The following is a 17,701-nucleotide window of genomic DNA, read 5'->3' on the forward strand; positions in this document are numbered from 1 at the left end:
TGTGTTTGTGGAAAGCGTGACAAAAGAGGAATATATCCAGGTTACTGAGTTGTGTTAGACAGAAACGTGTGAGCAAATACAGCCGCTTGAGTGCGATCGCGTAAGTTTAAGCAACTCAAGATCTTGGTCACATAATTCTTCACGGTTCTTTCGGTGATGCACAGGGCAGCGGCAATTTCACGATTGTTGGCTCCCGTCGCAATCAGGTTCAACACCTCCCGCTCACGAGGGGTCAATTGCGCTAGCTGAGGCGGCACTGGAGCCGACTGAAGCGGGCTTATCCCTGAAGAATTAGCCATTGCCTTTTCAAATAGCCCCGGCCCCAGGTGAGTGTAACCCTTGTAAATTGAGCGAATCGCTGTCGCCAGTTCGTCGGGTGGGGTGTCTTTTAACAGATACCCTTTCGCCCCAAACTGCATAGCTTGAGCCACATATTCGTCGTCATCAAAGGTAGTCAGCATCAGCACTCGTGTCTCTGGAAACTGCTCACAGATGACTCGTGTTGCAGCAACCCCATCCATAATAGGCATCCGAATGTCCATCAACACAACATCGGGGTAGAGAGCTTTAACCTGGGCGATCGCCTGTTGCCCATTTTCGGCGTCTCCCACGACCTGCAAATCGGAGTTGGCGTTGAGTAAGCTTTTTAATCCGTGACGAATGAGGAGTTGATCGTCTACTAACAACACTTGAATCATGCGAAACCCTTGGTAACGGAATAACAGCAGTCACTCGGCATCCCCGACCCGGTTCACTTAAGGCAGTGAATTGCCCACCCAAGGCACTTGTCCGTTCTCGCATCCCTTGTAAGCCAAATCCAGAGCTATTTTGGTAGGGATCAAATCCTTTACCATTGTCTTCTACCATTAATCGAAAGACATCCGCTTTGATCTGCAACAAAATCACCACCTGACTAGCGGCACTGTGTTTAGCCACGTTGGTCAATGCCTCTTGCAAGATGCGATAGATAGAACTCCCCAATTCAGCCGGAAGCCGAGACAAATTCTCGACCACACAGTTTGGCATAATCCCCGTTGTTTGATGAAATTGCTTGAGCAGATAGGCGATCGCCATTTCAGGAGATTTCCCGCGCAATGGGTCAGCCCGCAGTGCTGCGATCGCCTGACGCACCTCTTGCAATGCCACGGAGCTAAGTCGCTTTGCTTCTAATAGAAAAGTTTTGGCTTGAGCAGCATCCGACTGCCAAAACAGCAGCACGTTTTCGAGTTGAATAATTTGTGCCGTCAGAGAGTGCCCCAGGGAGTCGTGAATTTCACGAGCAATGCGGTTGCGTTCCTGTAAGGTTGCCTGACTCTCAATTTGCAGGGCATAGTGTTGTAGTTGCTCATGGGCGATCGCCAGTTCTTCTCGGCTCTGCCGTTCTGCCAGCAGCGCACTGATTAGCAGCAAAATGAACAATAGGGCTAAAGCAAAGGTAATCGTAATATTTAAGCTGGCCGCAAATAGGATGTATTGCACCTGCCCAGGATCAAACTGTTGGGGTTTCATGGGCAAGGTTTGCAGATCAACCCACAACATCAACACAAACGATACAAGCGTAATGCCAGAAGTGAGAAGGCGACCCCGCAGGCGACACATCAAACAACTGCGAATCACGACAATCACATAAAGGGCTGGAGAAAGGCTGATAGGTTCATCTACTATCACAGGTAACCAGAGCAAGCCAAACTCTAGAGCCGTTAGCAACACCGGATGCATCCAGTGGGTCTGCCGAGGAATCAACCCAACCGACGCAAACCCCACAACGATTAACACATCCAAAATTGAACCGTGTTCAGGTGGGTTTAGAGGGCTAGGAAGAATGGCGTTAAACAGCGCGATGAGTAACAACACCCACTCAAGGTAAGACATCAATCGCTGCGGGTCACGGTAAACAGGGGTGGATTGCTTCACAACACTACAGGACGAAGATACGCTGGCTAACCAAACTTTAATATACGGCTCAGGTTTTCAACCAGGGACAATAGTCCTACTCAAGGTGACAATCTGTGACTTTAGTACCAGTTCACATTCAACACCTTTACCCCATGAATATGGGGACTTTTGCTTCCTGTTATTTGGCTCCTGGGTTCTTAGGATGAAGCACATCTGAGACGATAGAGGAAGAAACTGTGAGATTAAATGGTGCTTCAACTCATCTGTTGATCGCAGGATTGGTTGGGTTAGGAGGAATACAAGCGGCTCAAGCCAGCGAAACCCACATCACAGCGGTACAACTAAACCCAGTGAGCGATGGATTAGAACTCATTCTGGATACGACTACGGCTGACCCCACCGAACCCCATGCAATTTCTGATGAACCTGAGATTTTAGAGACGGATGAAAATCAGTGGGTCGTTGACCTCCCCAATAGTCGCCTGACCTTGACTAATGGCAACGGATTTTTGCAAAGCAACCCAGCACCTGGTATCAGTTCGGTGATGGTGAATCAATACGATCGCGATCGCGTCCGTATTACCGTTACAGGCACAACTACTGCCCCCATCGGGGCGATCGCTCAACACACTGGAGAAAACCTTGCACTTACCATTGCTTCCACAGTCACCCGAACTAATACATCCCCATCAGCGGCAACCCCACTCCGTACGGCACAGATTCCACCTGCACCAGAAGTTTTGGTTCCGAATCCCACCATTCAAATTGAAGGAGATTTGCCCGGTCGCCCAACCCCTCAGCAGGTGCCCCTACAACCCAGGGCGATCGCCCCTCCCCTCGGCGACATTGCGATTTCCAACGTAGATGCTTCACCCAGCCTGGTTAATTTGGGAACCTCTGAGTTAGTGCCCCGGTTAGTCCTGCGAGAAGCACGGGTGCGAGATGTGTTAGCTCTGTTGGCACGAGCCGCCGGATTGAATCTGGCATATGACGAGACACCAATTGAGCCAGGAACAGGGCAAGGGCAGGAAAACGCTACCAACGCAGAGCCGACCATTTCATTAGATATCGAAAATGAACCGATTCAAGATGTCTTCAACTATGTCTTACAACTGACCGGGCTAGAGGCTAACCGTCGAGGTCGCACCATTTTTGTCAGTAATCGGTTGCCAAACGCCGCTCGCAATCTGAGCGTCCGCAGCTTGCGTCTAAATCAGGTACAGGTAGGAGTTGCTCTCAACTTTTTAGTGGGAATGGGCGCAGAAAGTGCGGTCAGTCGAGAACGACTTGTCACCAGCGTCAACGCAGTTCCCGTTCAGCTTCCGCAGGATGGAGCCGCTCCGCTGCCACCTGCTGTCACCCAAACTCAAACCACAACGGAAGAACGCATCGAAACGCAACGAGTCGATTACGAAGACACCACTCCTCCGCTGCGAGGCTTGTTAGTGTTAGGGGATGAGCGCACCAACACATTAACCCTGATTGGCACTCCCAGACAGATTGAACTCGCCACCTCTGGGCTGGTTCAACTGGATGTTCGTCGTCGTCAAGTGGCAGTGAATGTGCAAATTGTTGATGTCAACCTATCTGCAATCGAAACGATTGGGGCTAGCTTTTCCTTTGGCATTGGGGATGTTTTCTTTAGAGGGTTAGAACCTGCCAATATCGATGGAGCCGCGTCAGTCAACATCAACGACTTTACGGATAATGTTACGAGCAATGCGTTTACTGCCCTCCTGGAAGCCGAGATCACCAGTGGCAACGCCAAAATTTTGACTGACCCGACCCTGATTGTTCAGGAGGGACAACGCGCCACGGTTGCTCTGACTCAGGAGGTGCAGACCTCTACAGGCACTACAACCTTTGACGATGAAGGGAATGTGGTTTCGTTTGACCAGGATGACCCACGAGCAGCAGGGCTGACCCTGGTGATTGAAGTTAGCCGGATTGATGACAATGGCTTTGTTACGTTATCAGTTGCGCCTACGGTTACGGCTCCCACCGAACAACAAACCAATCCCGACGACTCCGTGACAACGCTACTATCATCGCGATCGCTGGAGTCGGGTCAAATCCGTCTGCGCGATGGGCAAACTTTGATTCTCACGGGCATCATTCAAGATTCCGATCGCGTTACCGTCTCCAAAGTCCCCATTCTGGGGGACATCCCTTTGTTAGGGGCGTTGTTTAGAAGTACCAACCGCCAAAACGAACGACGAGAGGTGATTGTGTTGTTAACTCCACAGGTGATCAATGACTCTGACCAATCGACATTCGGTTATTCCTACATTCCCAGCAACGCCACCCAACAGGTATTACAGCAGTATTCGCGTTAGGCAACCTGAACTCAAACCCTTTCGTTTAGAGCTTCTAGCCTCATCTTTTCTGCTTGATCTATGGTTTCACCGTCGCATCTGGCTCGATTTGGCGATGAGGCTGTTGAGATCCTGTTGCATTTGGTGACGGACACGCTCATAACACGCATCGACGTAGGGGCGATCGCGAGCCGCATCCATCCCATAGCGATCGAAGTAGATCGGTGCGCCAACACGAGTTACGATGGGTCGAGGCAACGGCACATTGGGCAGAGGTCCGAGTGCCAGTCCCCATGGGAGTCCGAGATAGACCGGAAACACTTCGGGATCGACCCCAAATAACCAGGGCATACCGCGATCGTGGAGGTGTTGTATCAGGGGGTAGATATCGCCTAATACCAGCAGAGTATCGTGGGCTCCCCAGGAGACAACCGGGATGATCGGCACATGGCGTTGCAGGGCAATTTTGATGAAGCCTTTGCGATTGGCAAGCTGGATTTGATCGCGTTGGTGAAATGGACGAAAAACATCTTGAGCACCACCGGGATAAACCAAAATGCTGGCATTGCGATCCAGGGCAGCAAGTGCCATTTTAGGATGGGCGGCGATCGCTCCACCCTGCTCTGCGAGGGAAGCCAGGAAGGGAGAGACAATCCACACTTTGGGATGCATCAGACCATAGACCAGTCGTTCTGTGCCGAAGCGTTTAAACCAGTCATAGAACGTCATGAACATGTCAGGAGCCGCTAATCCCCCATTGTGGGAGCCGACAAACATCACCTGACCATCGGGAACCTGTTCCCACCCCTCCGTTTGAACGTGAAAGTAGTGCTCATAAAACCACTGCCATAGAGGCTGAAAGGCTTCAATAAATTTGGGATCGCGGCGATCTAATGACCAACCAGGGCGGTGTGACACCATGTAACCGTAACTTTTCATCTAACCAGTATCGTTTAACCAGTATCGTCTAATATGTCATTTGAGGCGGTGTGTTATCTATAAAAAGCTGATGTCCGCACCTGCACACTCTATTACGGGGACGAACAAGATTGCTTTGAGTGCTCAGATTCTCCCTTCTGCCACACTGCGGGCACTGAACGATGAAATGAATCCGTGCCCATGATGGAGACCCCTTCTCATAGGATGCATACCGTTGTTCATCTGGATATTTTGCGTCTGTAAAAGGGATGTAGTTGTATTCGATTGTATATACTGCGCTGTCTGTGTTGAACTGACTGGAAAGTAGCCTCCCATCAAATTTGTGTTTTGTCGGTGTACAGTAGGGAGCGATCGCACCTTGAAATATCACAGTACGCATTCGTCTCTGGCAGTGAAAACAATCAAGCGATACGTGCAACAATTCCGTAAATTCAATTGCACAATCTACATGATCAAATTGGATTGAAATCGTTGCTGTACGTTTCATCTTATGGCTCACAACGTGCTAGGAATGCCCAACGTTGTCAATCCCCAGGAACCGAGGGGTTGGTTAGAACAGGGTTCAGAGGTGGAATCTCTGGCTAGAGGCTGCGCCTCCACATCCCCCTTGTCTCAACTGTCTCGACAGTCGCTATCGTGATGGACAAACGTATTCTCCATTTTTCAGAAAAGGTTGTTTTGCGTCTGGAGTGCTCCCTTTGCACAAAATAGCTTGAGTGTGTGAACGACGGTTTGATGGGAATACAACTCCAATAACACTGTAAACACAGTCTCTTCTTGAGAAGAAACAAATTAAGGGATTACAACAACTGTCAAAACATCTACCAAATAAGCTGGTGATACCAAATTCACATTTAGTCATGCAAGGCTCCGCATCACCAATGTAATGAGCGTCGTTAAAAGCAACTTGATTTTTGAGATGAACCTGAAATCGATAATGATTCGTGTTAACAGGTATTTGCGCTTTAGCAAACCGATTAAGTTCCTCTAGCGATCGCGCAAAAGATTGGTTTTCTAAAAAGTACTGCTGTTGAATTCTGTTCATCATGCCAACATACGTTGTTGCTTCTGAGATTCTCATGCGAGAGCAAGCAACGGCTATAGAGGCTGTACTGCTTATTATGATTAGAATACAAGCCACCACAAGCACGAACTTTCGTATCATGATCTTGGACATGACGATTTAGGCTCGTTTTAAGAAGCTTAGTACAACTCGTCGTAAATAGGGGTGGGAATTCGGGGTGCAGGGGTTCCACCCCTGGCTGGGGGCGAAGCCCCCATACCCCCCTGGTTTTATTTCCAAACCCTATCTGTGAATCACAGTACTTAGAGATATTGGGAGGTTCCGCTGGCGATCGCACTATAACGCAAAAATTTTTCTGGTCTAAAATCTGCCACAAAATTTAATTTTGAGAGCTACCCTTCTACATACCCGATAACTCTCAACGGTCGTTGGGCATTGTCAGGCAAGCGATCGCTGAACCCGCATCACCAGAGACTTCCCATGACTTAATCTTGGCGCACATATAACGGTTCGCTTGAGCGGCTGCAAATAACCTCGAACTCAGCACCGGGATCTTTCGTCAGTCCGCTCCAAGCGAATTGTTAGACCGTGCCCTACTAATCACTTTTGATTTGCATACGAGTACGCATTTGTACTAGCTGCAAGTGCCACTTCTTGGCAAAGTTGATAGATAAGACTCATAAAAATTAGGAAGTTTTTCAGGTTTGGCTAACTAGATGATCTGGGACAGGGAAAGAGAGTTCAACAGGACTACTAGCTGCCTCATAGCCCATATCAATGCCTTCTTGAATTTCTTCCCATTTATCAAAACCTAATGCGTCTACTAGTTCTCCAGATGGCGAAATGTACTTAATGCAGCATCCTTCATCCTGGAAGGGCGTTCCATAAGACTGAGTAATATCGCCACCGATCCATGTGCTACCGCCCAAAATATTTCGTAGAACTGCACCATGATTGACCCAATATTCGTTGAACTCTCGAACAATCTGTTGACGTTTATCATCATCCATAAGCGAGAAGCAACGGTAGAGCCAACCCAAAAATTCATTTTGTGCAACTGCAAGCAATACATCAGTCCTGGCCGCCTCATTAAACCAAATTCCTAACAAGCCAAAAAGGTACTGTGCCACTGGGAGAGCAAACGCATCCTCTTTGATCATGCCTGGATTCTTAAAAGCCCATTGTGCAGTTTGAAGCCGATCGCCAGTGATCACCGTAATCTCACGAGCACCTAGACGGATGGCTGTCCGAATTGCCATTGTGTCACGCAACCCACCATCAAATAGATGATGCTGAGCTTGACGAGAATCTCCCCTAGCAGCATTAAGGCTATCTCGCAGTACTTGTGTTAGATCAAAATCAGTTGAAGTTCTTTTTTTCAACTTATTGTAAGTTTCGTCATCAAGATCACGTTCACCACCTTCAAGAAGACTCATGAGGCGTTCAATTGATGGTGGGCTATAAGTTGAATTTAAGCCGCTCCCAGCCCTAAGTAGTGCAATACGTTCATTTTGAAATGGAACTATTCTCGTATTCCGCAAATTCAAAATTTTCGGATCCATGAAAACAGGCAGAACACAGGACGCATAAATAGCATCTTCCAAATGCATTGCATAAGAATCTGCACCAAGAATAGGACGAGTCAACCATGTTTCACCAATACGATGATCTGGCTCGACTTCTACTCGTCCACAAACATTTAATCCTAGAGCGGCTGCTTCAAAAGGTTCAGTGACAGAGAAATATTGCCCAGATCTTAAATCTGTCATACCGATTCTAAGCTTAGTTCCAGAGGCACGAATAGCATTAATATCTAAATTTTGAGATATTAAATTTCTTAGAGGGTGCATGGAGTGTATTGAATGCAAATGAGATGCAGCAAAGAAGAGCCAATTTAAGATATCCGTTCCACCAAGAAGATCATCAATTCCATCTCCAATCATTTTGGGTATTAGTTTAAGCAGCAGATTGACGAAGTAATCTTTTGAATAGACTGCTTTTCCACCTTGATTTCTAGGATCTAATTGTTTCCAAACCAATTCAAGATCTTCAGCCGAGCTGTCTTTCCCTTCCGCCAGTTTGACTGCATTCAACGCCCCAACAGATACACCACAAATAATATCAGGACGATACCCTTGCGCCCAAAGACGCTTAACTGCTCCAACTTCAAAACAACCTTTGGCTCCACCGCCGCTTAAAACAAGTGCTTTCTTGTTGGATTGTCTCCTTTGACGGGGGCGTGAAATATCAATGATCCTGCGATCACGTAGAATATTTCGCAAGATATTTTGATCAATTTGCAAGCGATTAATTAGATCCTCTGAATTGATTTCAATCAAATTTCCTGGATTAATTCTTCCAACTTCCGGTTGAGCAGGTACTGCATTAGGAGGAAGGATAAAGCCCTCCTCACGAACAAACGTATAGTTAGAATCTGCTGCTGCGCGTTCTTCTAGGACGCTGGTGGTAGCAAAATAGTCGTTGCGCTCTGCGCCTCTCCAGTAAGTTCTTAGTGGGAGCGTGCCACTCTCTGGTTTTGCCAGAATGTAACCCTCGATACGCACTCTGATATAGCCTTCAGCAATAGCGTCTTGCTCCCCCTCTCCTGAAGTAGTAACGAAGTTATCTCCTCGTTCTGGGTGCCAGAACAGATACAGTGGCTTCCTTCCAGCCCCCGGATTCATATAAATGCGCCCTTGTATCTGAATGAATGTATAACCTTCCCTTTCTGCGAATGCCTCACCACCAGGAGTTGCTGTAGAAAAGTTATCTAGCCGTTGCTCACTCCAGTACAGTTTCAAATCTGTCATTATTTCGACTGTAAATGTCTCTTCCTCTCCAGGAACTTCTTTTTCTAAAATTCGCAGGAGTCCGCTGGAATCGGCTGATAAATAACCTCCGGTAAAGAACCTTAGTGCAATACGATCGCCATCTGCAAATTCTTTTCCGTCGTTGTTAAGCCGAACAATGACAAAATCACGATTATTTTCACTAAAGCCTGGATTGAGAAAGAGGCGATCACCCCTTCTACCACGATCATCGCCTCTGATTACATGGAGATCAACTCGAGGCTGGTAATAGCTGCCAGACCCAGTAACAGTGTTGCTGCGCAGATACGCTCTACTACCGCTCCTTAAACCAGAAGGATTTCTTACCAACCAAAATTCCTCACTGTCCCCTGCCCTAATAGATGAAGCATTGAGGGGGACTACTTCAGTTGCACCATTACTTGATAAATACTTACCACTTAAAGATTTTAATCTGATTCTTGTATATGCCTCCTCATTTGTTGGTCTTGCAAGTTGCACAGAGAAGAACCCAGAGACAATTTGTGACCAAGGGCTAGGCCATCTCATTTGCTGCCTGAGAAGAGACACTCCGCCAGAACCGTCAGTCATGAAAAACTCGCCAGCTCTGGTAGCAGAACTGTAGAAGAGCAAGTCAGTAAAATTGCTACCTCCAAAGTTACCAGAAATAATATGTGTCCAACCTAACCAATTATTATGCTGCTTAAGCAAAGACATTCCCCCAGAGCCATCTGTGGTGTAAAACTCACCAACTCCAGTCGCGGAACTGTAGAAGAGCAAGTCGGTGAAGCCGTTGCCCCCAAAGTTACCAGAAATAATATGTGTCCAATTTGTTGCCCAACTGTTGTACCGCTTAAGCAAAGACATTCCCCCAGAGCCATCTGTGGTGTAAAACTCACCAACTCCAGTCGCGGAACTGTAGAAGAGCAAGTCGGTGAAGCCGTTGCCCCCAAAGTTACCAGGAATAATGTGTGTCCAATTTGTTGCCCAACTGTTGTACCGCTTAAGCAAAGACATTCCCCCAGAGCCATCTGTGGTGTAAAACTCACCAACTCCAGTCGCGGAACTGTAAAAGAGCAAGTCGGTGAAGCCGTTGCCCCCAAAGTTACCAGGAATAATGTGTGTCCAATTTGTTGCCCAACTGTTGTACCGCTTAAGCTGAGCTATTCCGCTCGAACTGTTGATAGTGTAAAACTCTCCCGCTCCAGCAGCAAGGTCATAGAAAAGTAGGCTACCAAAGAGACGATTGACAGACACAGTAACTCTCCTTATTTTTAGCGAAAGTAGATTCCAGCATCGGACTAGCGATAACAGAGGTTTTACGATCTCCTAAGCAAACCATGGAGATCCAACTTTATTTTTCTTTTAATGTATTGGGCACAGTCTGATCCTGATAATTACCCTTGAGGGTACTTTGGGTAACTCCAACTTGCATTACTATCAACTCCTTAACCTCCTCAAAAGCGAGTTGGTTACAGAAGCACACTTGTTTTACCTCTAGAAATACTTTGCGGTCTAACAATCTAATTAGATCGATTTTTTCAACCTAATACCCTCCTAGGGAAAATAGTATGAAAAAATCACTCTATTTGGAAAATCGGGCAATTAGATCGATTTTTGCAGCCTAATACCCCTATAGAACCCTATTAGAATGATTTTTTCACTCCATTTGGAAAATTGGGATATTAGGCAGATTTGCATTCTTGCATATTAACCTCTACTCAGAGAATGTGCTGATTTTATTCATCATTTTTTCTGGTTCTATAAGCTTTGCTCGCATACTAATGCACGAATAGTCCAATTAGATCGATCGCCCATGATCAGTGAAGACCAACCTCGCCCTAAAAACTACTCGGCTAGGCACACGGTGCTATTTGGGTGAAACAAATCTCTTCACACGCTTGTCTACAATGACTCTTTGGATTATTCTATGAAACACTGGATTTCCAGTAGACAAAGCTTAAGGTGAGGATAACGCTGATTAAGAGTGCGGCTAACACTCCTAACCAGCTAACCTAACTCCTGGGACTAGCAGGAGGTTAGTCTGTGTTGATTTTAGGATCAATCGCCTTACTGAAGCAAAACAAGTAGTTAGGAAACTACGCCTTAAGCTTTTCTTCGCTACAGTTCATCTCCTTCAGTGAGGCAAATAGTATGACTACAGAGTTCAACGAACGTCTGCCTGTTCCGCCTGCCGAAAAAGTGCAGATTTGGATTATCGGAACGCGAGAGCAGGTGAAACACACGATTAACGAGTTTTATGTGAAACAACTGGTGAATGACCGTGTTCACTTTATGCCGATTGTGCCTGCTCCGTTTGCCCAAGGCAAGTTTATGACGGTGTTAGAACGATAGGGATAAGGTTCCCTAGAATTGGGGAACTTAGGAGGGCGAACAAGCTTCAAATGCAGATTCAAATTGTAGGGTGAGTATTGCTCGATGATGCTGGTAAGTCAGGTGGGCAATGTCCCACCCTACAAAAAATTGGGTTCACTGATTGCTTAACTCAGCCAATTAGGCTTGCCGCGCCAGGGTTGCGATCGCTCAACATAGATACCTACAGACAATCTGGAGAAATAACACAAGCCCGGAGACAAAGCTAGCTAACTACCAAGTGCAGCAATTCGTGAGTAGCTTATGATTTCTGACAATAGCAGCGTTGCTGAATAGAGGGATGATTATTTTGACACAGACGTGAGCAAGACGCTCACACTCCTTTCAGGTGAATCGTTTAAACCAGTGCGAGCATCCTGCTCGCGACTCATTCATCCCCAAGATTAGCAACGCCACAATAACCTTTATTCCGCCAGTGCAACGACTTGCTAGGCTGCTACCCCGATCGATGGCTTCACCATGCCAGTGATCAAAAAAACATAGATAAATCCCTATGGAGACAGAAACTTTTTTCTTGACTACTCTATAGTTCACGCTGCCCAGAGTAGCGTACAGTTAAAAAACATCCAAATGATCTAATCATCATCATTTAGTTTCCTAGAGGTTGAAGCTGCTCGGCAATCATTCTCGACTGTTTGTTGTCGAGAGTTTTTTCAGTGCGCGATCGCACATGCCTGATTCTATTTCCCAACCGATTCTTGAAGTTCAATTAGTTCATTTATTGCAATCCTCCTCGTTAGAGGAGAAGGAGGTATCGTGGATTTTTGGTCCTTTTTTGTGATGGACTTTGTTAAGCAGTTGCAGTCCCCAACACTCGGTTTTCTGATTGGGGGTATGGTCATTGCTGCCCTGGGTAGCCAATTGGTCATTCCAGAGGCAATTTGTCAGATCATCATCTTCATGCTGCTCACCAAAATCGGTTTGACGGGTGGTATTGCGATTCGCAATTCCAACCTGACGGAGATGATTTTACCTGCACTGTTTGCTGTAGCATCCGGGATTCTGATTGTATTCATCGCGCGCTATACATTAGCCAAGCTACCGAAGGTGAAAACCGTTGATGCGATCGCGACTGGGGGTTTGTTTGGTGCAGTGAGTGGCTCTACGATGGCTGCCGCCCTGACACTCCTGGAAGAACAAAACATCTCATACGAGGCATGGGCTGGCGCACTCTATCCTTTCATGGATATCCCAGCACTCGTGACCGCGATTGTGGTGGCCAACATTTATCTCAACAACCGGAAGAAGCGTAGGGCAGCAGACGAGTCTCTCAGCAAGCAAGAGTCTCTCAGCAAGCAAGAGTATCCCAATCTCGCAGGAGAATATACCAGTCCCGCAGGTGTGGCTTTTAGTACCGCAGGCGCATCTCTCCCCGCAGAAACGTTCAGTACCACAGGCGATTATTCCAGTTCCGCAGGCACGTCTCCCAGTCCCGCAGGTGATTATCCTAGCAGCCGACAAGAGTATCGCAAGCAGATGGCTCCTGCGGATAATCGGGTCAAGATATGGCCGATTGTTCAGGAAAGCCTCCAGGGTCCTGCCCTATCTGCCATGTTGCTTGGCGTTGCTCTTGGCATCTTCACCCGGCCAGAAAGTGTCTATGAAAGCTTCTACGACCCCCTCTTTCGCGGATTACTGTCGGTCTTGATGCTGGTCATGGGTATGGAAGCCTGGTCAAGAATTGGTGAACTACGCAAGGTAGCCCAGTGGTACGTTGTTTATAGCGTGGTGGCACCCTTTGTGCATGGGCTAATCGCCTTCGGTCTCGGCATGGTTGCCCATTACACCATGGGATTCAGCATGGGTGGCGTGGTGGTTCTGGCCGTCATCGCTTCCTCCAGTTCAGACATCTCAGGCCCGCCCACGTTGCGAGCCGGTATCCCGTCGGCGAATCCCTCCGCCTACATCGGTGCTTCCACAGCCATTGGGACGCCTATTGCGATCGGCTTGTGTATCCCGTTTTTCATCGGGCTTGCTCAGGCAATCGGCGTCTAATCCCAGACGGGTCAGGTCTGCCAACGCTTCCTTAGCCCGGCAGACCCAGTAGATTAATGTACACAGGTTTAAGGAGGTAACCAACATGGCCAAGCCAGCTAAAAAGCTTGTCATCGTTACAGAGAAGATTCTGCTGAAAAAGATCGCCAAGATCATTGATGAATCCGGGGCGACGGGTTATACGGTGGTGGAGACTGGCGGTAAAGGCAGTCGTAACGTGCGCTCGTCCGGGCAACCCAGCGTTTCTGACACCACAGCGAATATAAAGTTTGAGGTGCTCACCGAAAATCGGGATATGGCTGAGGATATTGCGGATCAGGTCGGATTGAAGTTTTTCAACGACTATGCGGGCATTGCCTACATTTGTGACGCAGAGGTCCTGTACGGGCACAGTTTCTGTGGACCAGATGGCTGTTGAATCGAGACAACACAGACCAGAAAAGCCGGGTCATCACCCCGGCTTTTTGGTGGCCGTTACTCAAAAAGGCAACCGCATCCAAAGCATGACCATCTTTGATCGGTTGCCTTTTCCATAACTGCCCGCCGTTTCATGACTTCCTCAGACGCTTAACCTTTATCGTTTTAAACTCATGATTTTGTCCAACATGCTGCCACCTTTCAGTGAGGGACTCGCCGCTCTCATGGCTCCAATCCCAGTTCTGGCGACCGTTGTTGCTGAAGATTCACCCATTATTCTGTCTGGCGTATTGCTGACGCTGGTAGTGATTTATCTTGCCAGTAAGTTCGGCGCAGAGGTCGCCAGGCGATTAGATTTTCCACCCGTCCTGGGGGAACTGGTTGCCGGGGTGATTGTCGGTGTTTCGGCGTTGCATCTGGTGATCTTTCCCGAAGGGGGGCTGTCTGCCTCTGACTCGGTGATCATGACGGCACTGCAAAGCTTGAATCAATTGGCACCGGATGCGCTGACTCGGATCTTTGAGTCGCAAAGTGAAGTGATTTCGGTGCTGGCTGAAATCGGCGTGATTATTCTGCTGTTTGAAATTGGACTGGAATCCGATCTGCGGCAACTGAAGGAAGTGGGCATTCAAGCCACGGTTGTCGCCTGTGTCGGAGTCGCAGCACCGTTTGCGGCGGGCACGGCAGGGTTAATGATGTTCTTTCACGTAGCCGCAATTCCAGCGATTTTTGCGGGAGCCGCGTTAACAGCAACGAGTATTGGCATCACCTCTAAAGTGTTGTCTGAGTTAGGTCAACTCAAATCCAAAGAAGGGCAAATCATTGTTGGCGCAGCAGTGATTGATGATGTCCTGGGCATTATTGTCCTGGCTGTCGTCGCCAGCTTAGCCAAAACTGGCGAGATTGATGTCGCCAATGTCATTTACTTGATTGTCAGTGCTACAGCATTTTTGATTGGATCAATTTTGTTGGGAGGTGTCTTTAACAAAAGTTTTGTGGCGATCGTGGAGCAGCTCAAAACCCGTGGAAATATTGTTATTCCGGCATTCATCTTTGCTTTCTTTATGGCATTTTTAGGGAACGCCATTCATCTCGAAGCGATTTTGGGTGCCTTTGCAGCAGGGTTGGTGCTCGATGAAACCGATGCCCGCAACGAGTTAGACGAATTAATCAAACCCATCGCCGATTTACTGGTGCCCATCTTTTTTGTGACGGTGGGAGCGCGGGCTGACCTTGGTGTTTTGAATCCGACGGTACCAGAGAATCGTGCGGGACTATTGATTGCAACGTTTTTGATCGCCGTGGCGATTATTGGCAAGTTGATCACAGGTTGGGCAGCATTTGGACTATCCGGCATCAATCGCTTTGCGATCGGGGTTGGGATGATTCCTCGCGGTGAGGTGGGTCTGGTGTTTGCGGGTATCGGCTCCGCTAGCGGCATTCTGGACAAGCCACTGGAGGTGTCGATTATTATCATGGTGATCTTGACCACTTTTCTGGCTCCACCGTTTTTACGGGTTGCTTTTGGTTCATCCACGAATTCCATCCCAGAACCTATCACTCCTGTGGAAGCAGCGAGTGAGTAATGATTTTCCAACGTTACGTTGCTCACTAAACAGATGATGGCGGTACGAGGTCAGGTCAATGTCGATGACCTCGTGCTCATTTGACTCTAGACCTTGACAGCGTATCTGTCGGCTACGTCCTCACCTATAGCTCAGACCGTTCAACTATTCTTAGGCTGAAAGTTTTCTCTGTCTACGATCGCCCTTTCGATTTCGCACTGCGTTCACGCTATGCCGATCGCTCCTGCTCCGTTTGCCCAATGCAGGTTTATGACGGTGTTGGAGCGATAGGTCTATTCAAATAGCGATTTATGCAAGAGGTCTACTGTTGATTGACTGACAAATCTCGTTCTCAGGCAGAGACTTAGAACGCATTCCCAAAGCTGGGAACGAGCAATGTTATCGAGTTACAAACATCTGTTATCGAGTTACAAACATCTGTTATCGAGTTACAAACATCTGTTATCGAGTGAGGCTCAACCGTTACTCTCGACGCTTGGTTGGTAATCGAGTAATGTTCGAGGTTTACTCATCATCGGAAGATGGTAATCGTGTAACGTTCGGCTGTTATCGTCGAAGCTCTATGGATAATCGAGTAACACTAAAGGTTTTCTTATCATTGGATGAGTGTTATCGAGTTATGTTGAACCGTTATCGAGTTATGTTGAACCGTTATCGTTAAAGCTTTATGGGTTACTGAGTATAGCCGTAGCCACATTCGATGGAGGCGAAGGCGAGTTAGGAAGCTTCCCCAGAACCAGGGTTTGAGGCATTGCCTTTGCCTTAAGCTTTCTAGCCAAGCTATAAAAAATAAGGGGCAAAAGCCCCCTGTCTCCTGTGTCTCAAGCTGAAGTGCGGTAGTTATGGCAGATCCGTGACACCCATGAGATAGCGATCGCACTCTCTCGCTGCTCCGCGTCCTTCATTGAAGGCCCACACTACGAGGCTTTGTCCACGCCGACAATCACCAGCCGCAAACACACCGGGAATGCTGGTAGCGTAGGCACCATACTCTGCTTTGACATTGCTGCGGAAATCGCGCTCCAGTCCGAGGGCATCGAGTAGCGGTTGTTCGGGCCCTAAGAAACCCATTGCCAGGAGTACCAGTTGAGCGGGCAACACCCGTTCTGTACCGGGGATATGTTTGGGGATAAATTGTCCCTTCTCATTGCGTTCCCACTGGACTTGAACCGTGTGAACCGCTTTGACGTTGCCATCGGCATCGCCTTCAAAGTGAGTCGCGGTGGTCAGGTAAACACGAGGATCACCCCCAAACTGAGCCGCTGCTTCCTCCTGGCCATAGTCCATTTTGTAGACCTTGGGCCATTCGGGCCAGGGGTTATCGGGTGCACGCTCAGAGGGAGGTTTGGGCATGATTTCCAGTTGCACCAGGCTATTGCAACCATGTCGGATGGAAGTTCCCACACAGTCGGTTCCGGTGTCGCCACCGCCAATAATTACCACATCCTTACCAGCCGCAGAGATGAAGGAATCGCCAGGTTTTCCATCCAGAACCGCTTTCGTATTGCCGGTCAGGAATTCCATTGCAAAGTGAATGCCTTTGAGCTGACGACCTTCGATTGGCAAATCACGGGGTTTGGTAGCACCTGTGCAGAGAACGATCGCATCGTATTCCTTCAGCAACGTTTCGGTTGGTAAGTCCTTACCCACTTCGGTGTTGCAGACGAACTTCACACCTTCTTTCTCCAAGACATCCAGGCGACGCAACACCACCTGTTCCTTATCCAACTTCATGTTGGGGATGCCGTACATCAGCAGACCACCGGGGCGATCGGCCCGTTCGTAGACCGTGACCCAATGTCCCGCCCGATTGAGTTGAGCCGCTGCCGATAAGCCTGCTGGGCCAGATCCGATAATGGCAACCCGCTTGCCCGTCCGCTTGGCAGGGGGATCGGGCGTAATCCACCCTTCTTCCCAGCCCTTCTCAACGATGGAATATTCGATGTTTTTGATCGTGACCGGGGGATTGTGGATGCCCAACACACAGGAACCCTCGCAGGGAGCGGGACAGACCCGTCCGGTAAATTCGGGGAAGTTGTTGGTTTTGTGGAGGCGATCGAGGGCTTCCTGCCACAATCCGCGATACACCAGATCATTCCATTCTGGAATCAGGTTGTTGATGGGACAACCACTTGCCATGCCACTGATCAGAGTCCCCGTGTGGCAGAAGGGAGTGCCGCAGTCCATACAGCGTGCGCCCTGGGTGCGGAGTCGGTCATCCGGCATGGGCAGGTGAAATTCGTCCCAGTTGCGAATCCGATCCAGAGGTTCCAGTTCAGACGGTAGTTCGCGCAGGTATTCAATAAAGCCAGTTGGTTTTCCCATGTC

The 17,701-nt window shown here is 48.3% G+C and carries 11 protein-coding genes; 5 read left to right on the plus strand and 6 right to left on the minus strand.

Annotated features, from left to right (window positions below; all coding sequences use genetic code 11):
- Window positions 1-41 precede the first annotated feature (41 nt).
- Both H6G89_RS22195 and H6G89_RS22200 read right to left on the minus strand, forming a co-directional pair.
- Window positions 42-686, minus strand: coding sequence for a response regulator transcription factor (locus H6G89_RS22195; RefSeq protein WP_242060074.1), 645 nt, complete (start codon window positions 684-686; stop codon window positions 42-44).
- Window positions 568-1,914 (minus strand): sensor histidine kinase, encoded by a 1,347-nt coding sequence (locus H6G89_RS22200; protein ID WP_309230082.1) that lies wholly within the window; start codon window positions 1,912-1,914, stop codon window positions 568-570. Before H6G89_RS22200 ends, H6G89_RS22195 begins: the two co-directional genes overlap by 119 nt.
- A 218-nt stretch (window positions 1,915-2,132) precedes the next feature.
- Between H6G89_RS22200 and H6G89_RS22205 the strand changes: the two genes are divergently transcribed.
- The gene (locus H6G89_RS22205; protein WP_190510467.1) at window positions 2,133-4,232 is read left to right on the plus strand and encodes an AMIN domain-containing protein; all 2,100 of its coding nucleotides are present in this window, start codon (window positions 2,133-2,135) and stop codon (window positions 4,230-4,232) included.
- Between the two features lie 66 nt (window positions 4,233-4,298).
- On the opposite strand, the gene H6G89_RS22210 is transcribed toward H6G89_RS22205, so the two are convergent.
- The 3 genes from H6G89_RS22210 to H6G89_RS36275 all read right to left on the minus strand — a co-directional run bounded on the left by H6G89_RS22210 (window position 4,299) and on the right by H6G89_RS36275 (window position 10,238).
- On the minus strand, window positions 4,299-5,150 hold the full coding sequence (locus H6G89_RS22210; RefSeq protein WP_190510469.1) for a lysophospholipid acyltransferase family protein: 852 nt from the start codon (window positions 5,148-5,150) through the stop codon (window positions 4,299-4,301).
- A gap of 631 nt (window positions 5,151-5,781) precedes the next feature.
- Window positions 5,782-6,327: a type IV pilin-like G/H family protein gene (locus H6G89_RS36465; protein WP_190510471.1), complete on the minus strand. Its 546-nt coding sequence runs from the start codon at window positions 6,325-6,327 to the stop codon at window positions 5,782-5,784.
- 545 nt (window positions 6,328-6,872) lie between these two features.
- The gene (locus H6G89_RS36275) at window positions 6,873-10,238 is read right to left on the minus strand and encodes a patatin-like phospholipase family protein (protein WP_190510473.1); all 3,366 of its coding nucleotides are present in this window, start codon (window positions 10,236-10,238) and stop codon (window positions 6,873-6,875) included.
- Window positions 10,239-11,135: 897 nt separating this feature from the next.
- On the opposite strand from H6G89_RS36275, the gene H6G89_RS22225 reads away from it, so the two are divergent.
- The 4 genes from H6G89_RS22225 (at window position 11,136) to H6G89_RS22240 (ending at window position 15,373) form a co-directional block, all read left to right on the plus strand.
- Window positions 11,136-11,336 carry a hypothetical protein gene (locus H6G89_RS22225; RefSeq protein WP_190504064.1) on the plus strand — a complete coding sequence of 67 codons (201 nt, stop codon included), beginning with the start codon at window positions 11,136-11,138 and terminating at the stop codon, window positions 11,334-11,336.
- Between the two features lie 795 nt (window positions 11,337-12,131).
- On the plus strand, window positions 12,132-13,370 hold the full coding sequence (locus tag H6G89_RS22230; RefSeq protein ID WP_190510475.1) for a sodium-dependent bicarbonate transport family permease: 1,239 nt from the start codon (window positions 12,132-12,134) through the stop codon (window positions 13,368-13,370).
- Window positions 13,371-13,455: 85 nt separating this feature from the next.
- The gene (locus H6G89_RS22235) at window positions 13,456-13,788 is read left to right on the plus strand and encodes a P-II family nitrogen regulator (protein ID WP_190510477.1); all 333 of its coding nucleotides are present in this window, start codon (window positions 13,456-13,458) and stop codon (window positions 13,786-13,788) included.
- Between the two features lie 172 nt (window positions 13,789-13,960).
- The gene (locus H6G89_RS22240; protein ID WP_190510479.1) at window positions 13,961-15,373 is read left to right on the plus strand and encodes a cation:proton antiporter; all 1,413 of its coding nucleotides are present in this window, start codon (window positions 13,961-13,963) and stop codon (window positions 15,371-15,373) included.
- Between the two features lie 840 nt (window positions 15,374-16,213).
- Here the strand turns inward: H6G89_RS22240 and gltD are convergent.
- Window positions 16,214-17,698, minus strand: a complete 1,485-nt coding sequence (gene gltD / locus H6G89_RS22245) for a glutamate synthase small subunit (protein WP_190510481.1) — start codon at window positions 17,696-17,698, stop codon at window positions 16,214-16,216.
- Window positions 17,699-17,701: the final 3 nt, after the last annotated feature.

The organism is Oscillatoria sp. FACHB-1407, assembly GCF_014697545.1.
Lineage (GTDB): Bacteria > Cyanobacteriota > Cyanobacteriia > Elainellales > Elainellaceae > FACHB-1407.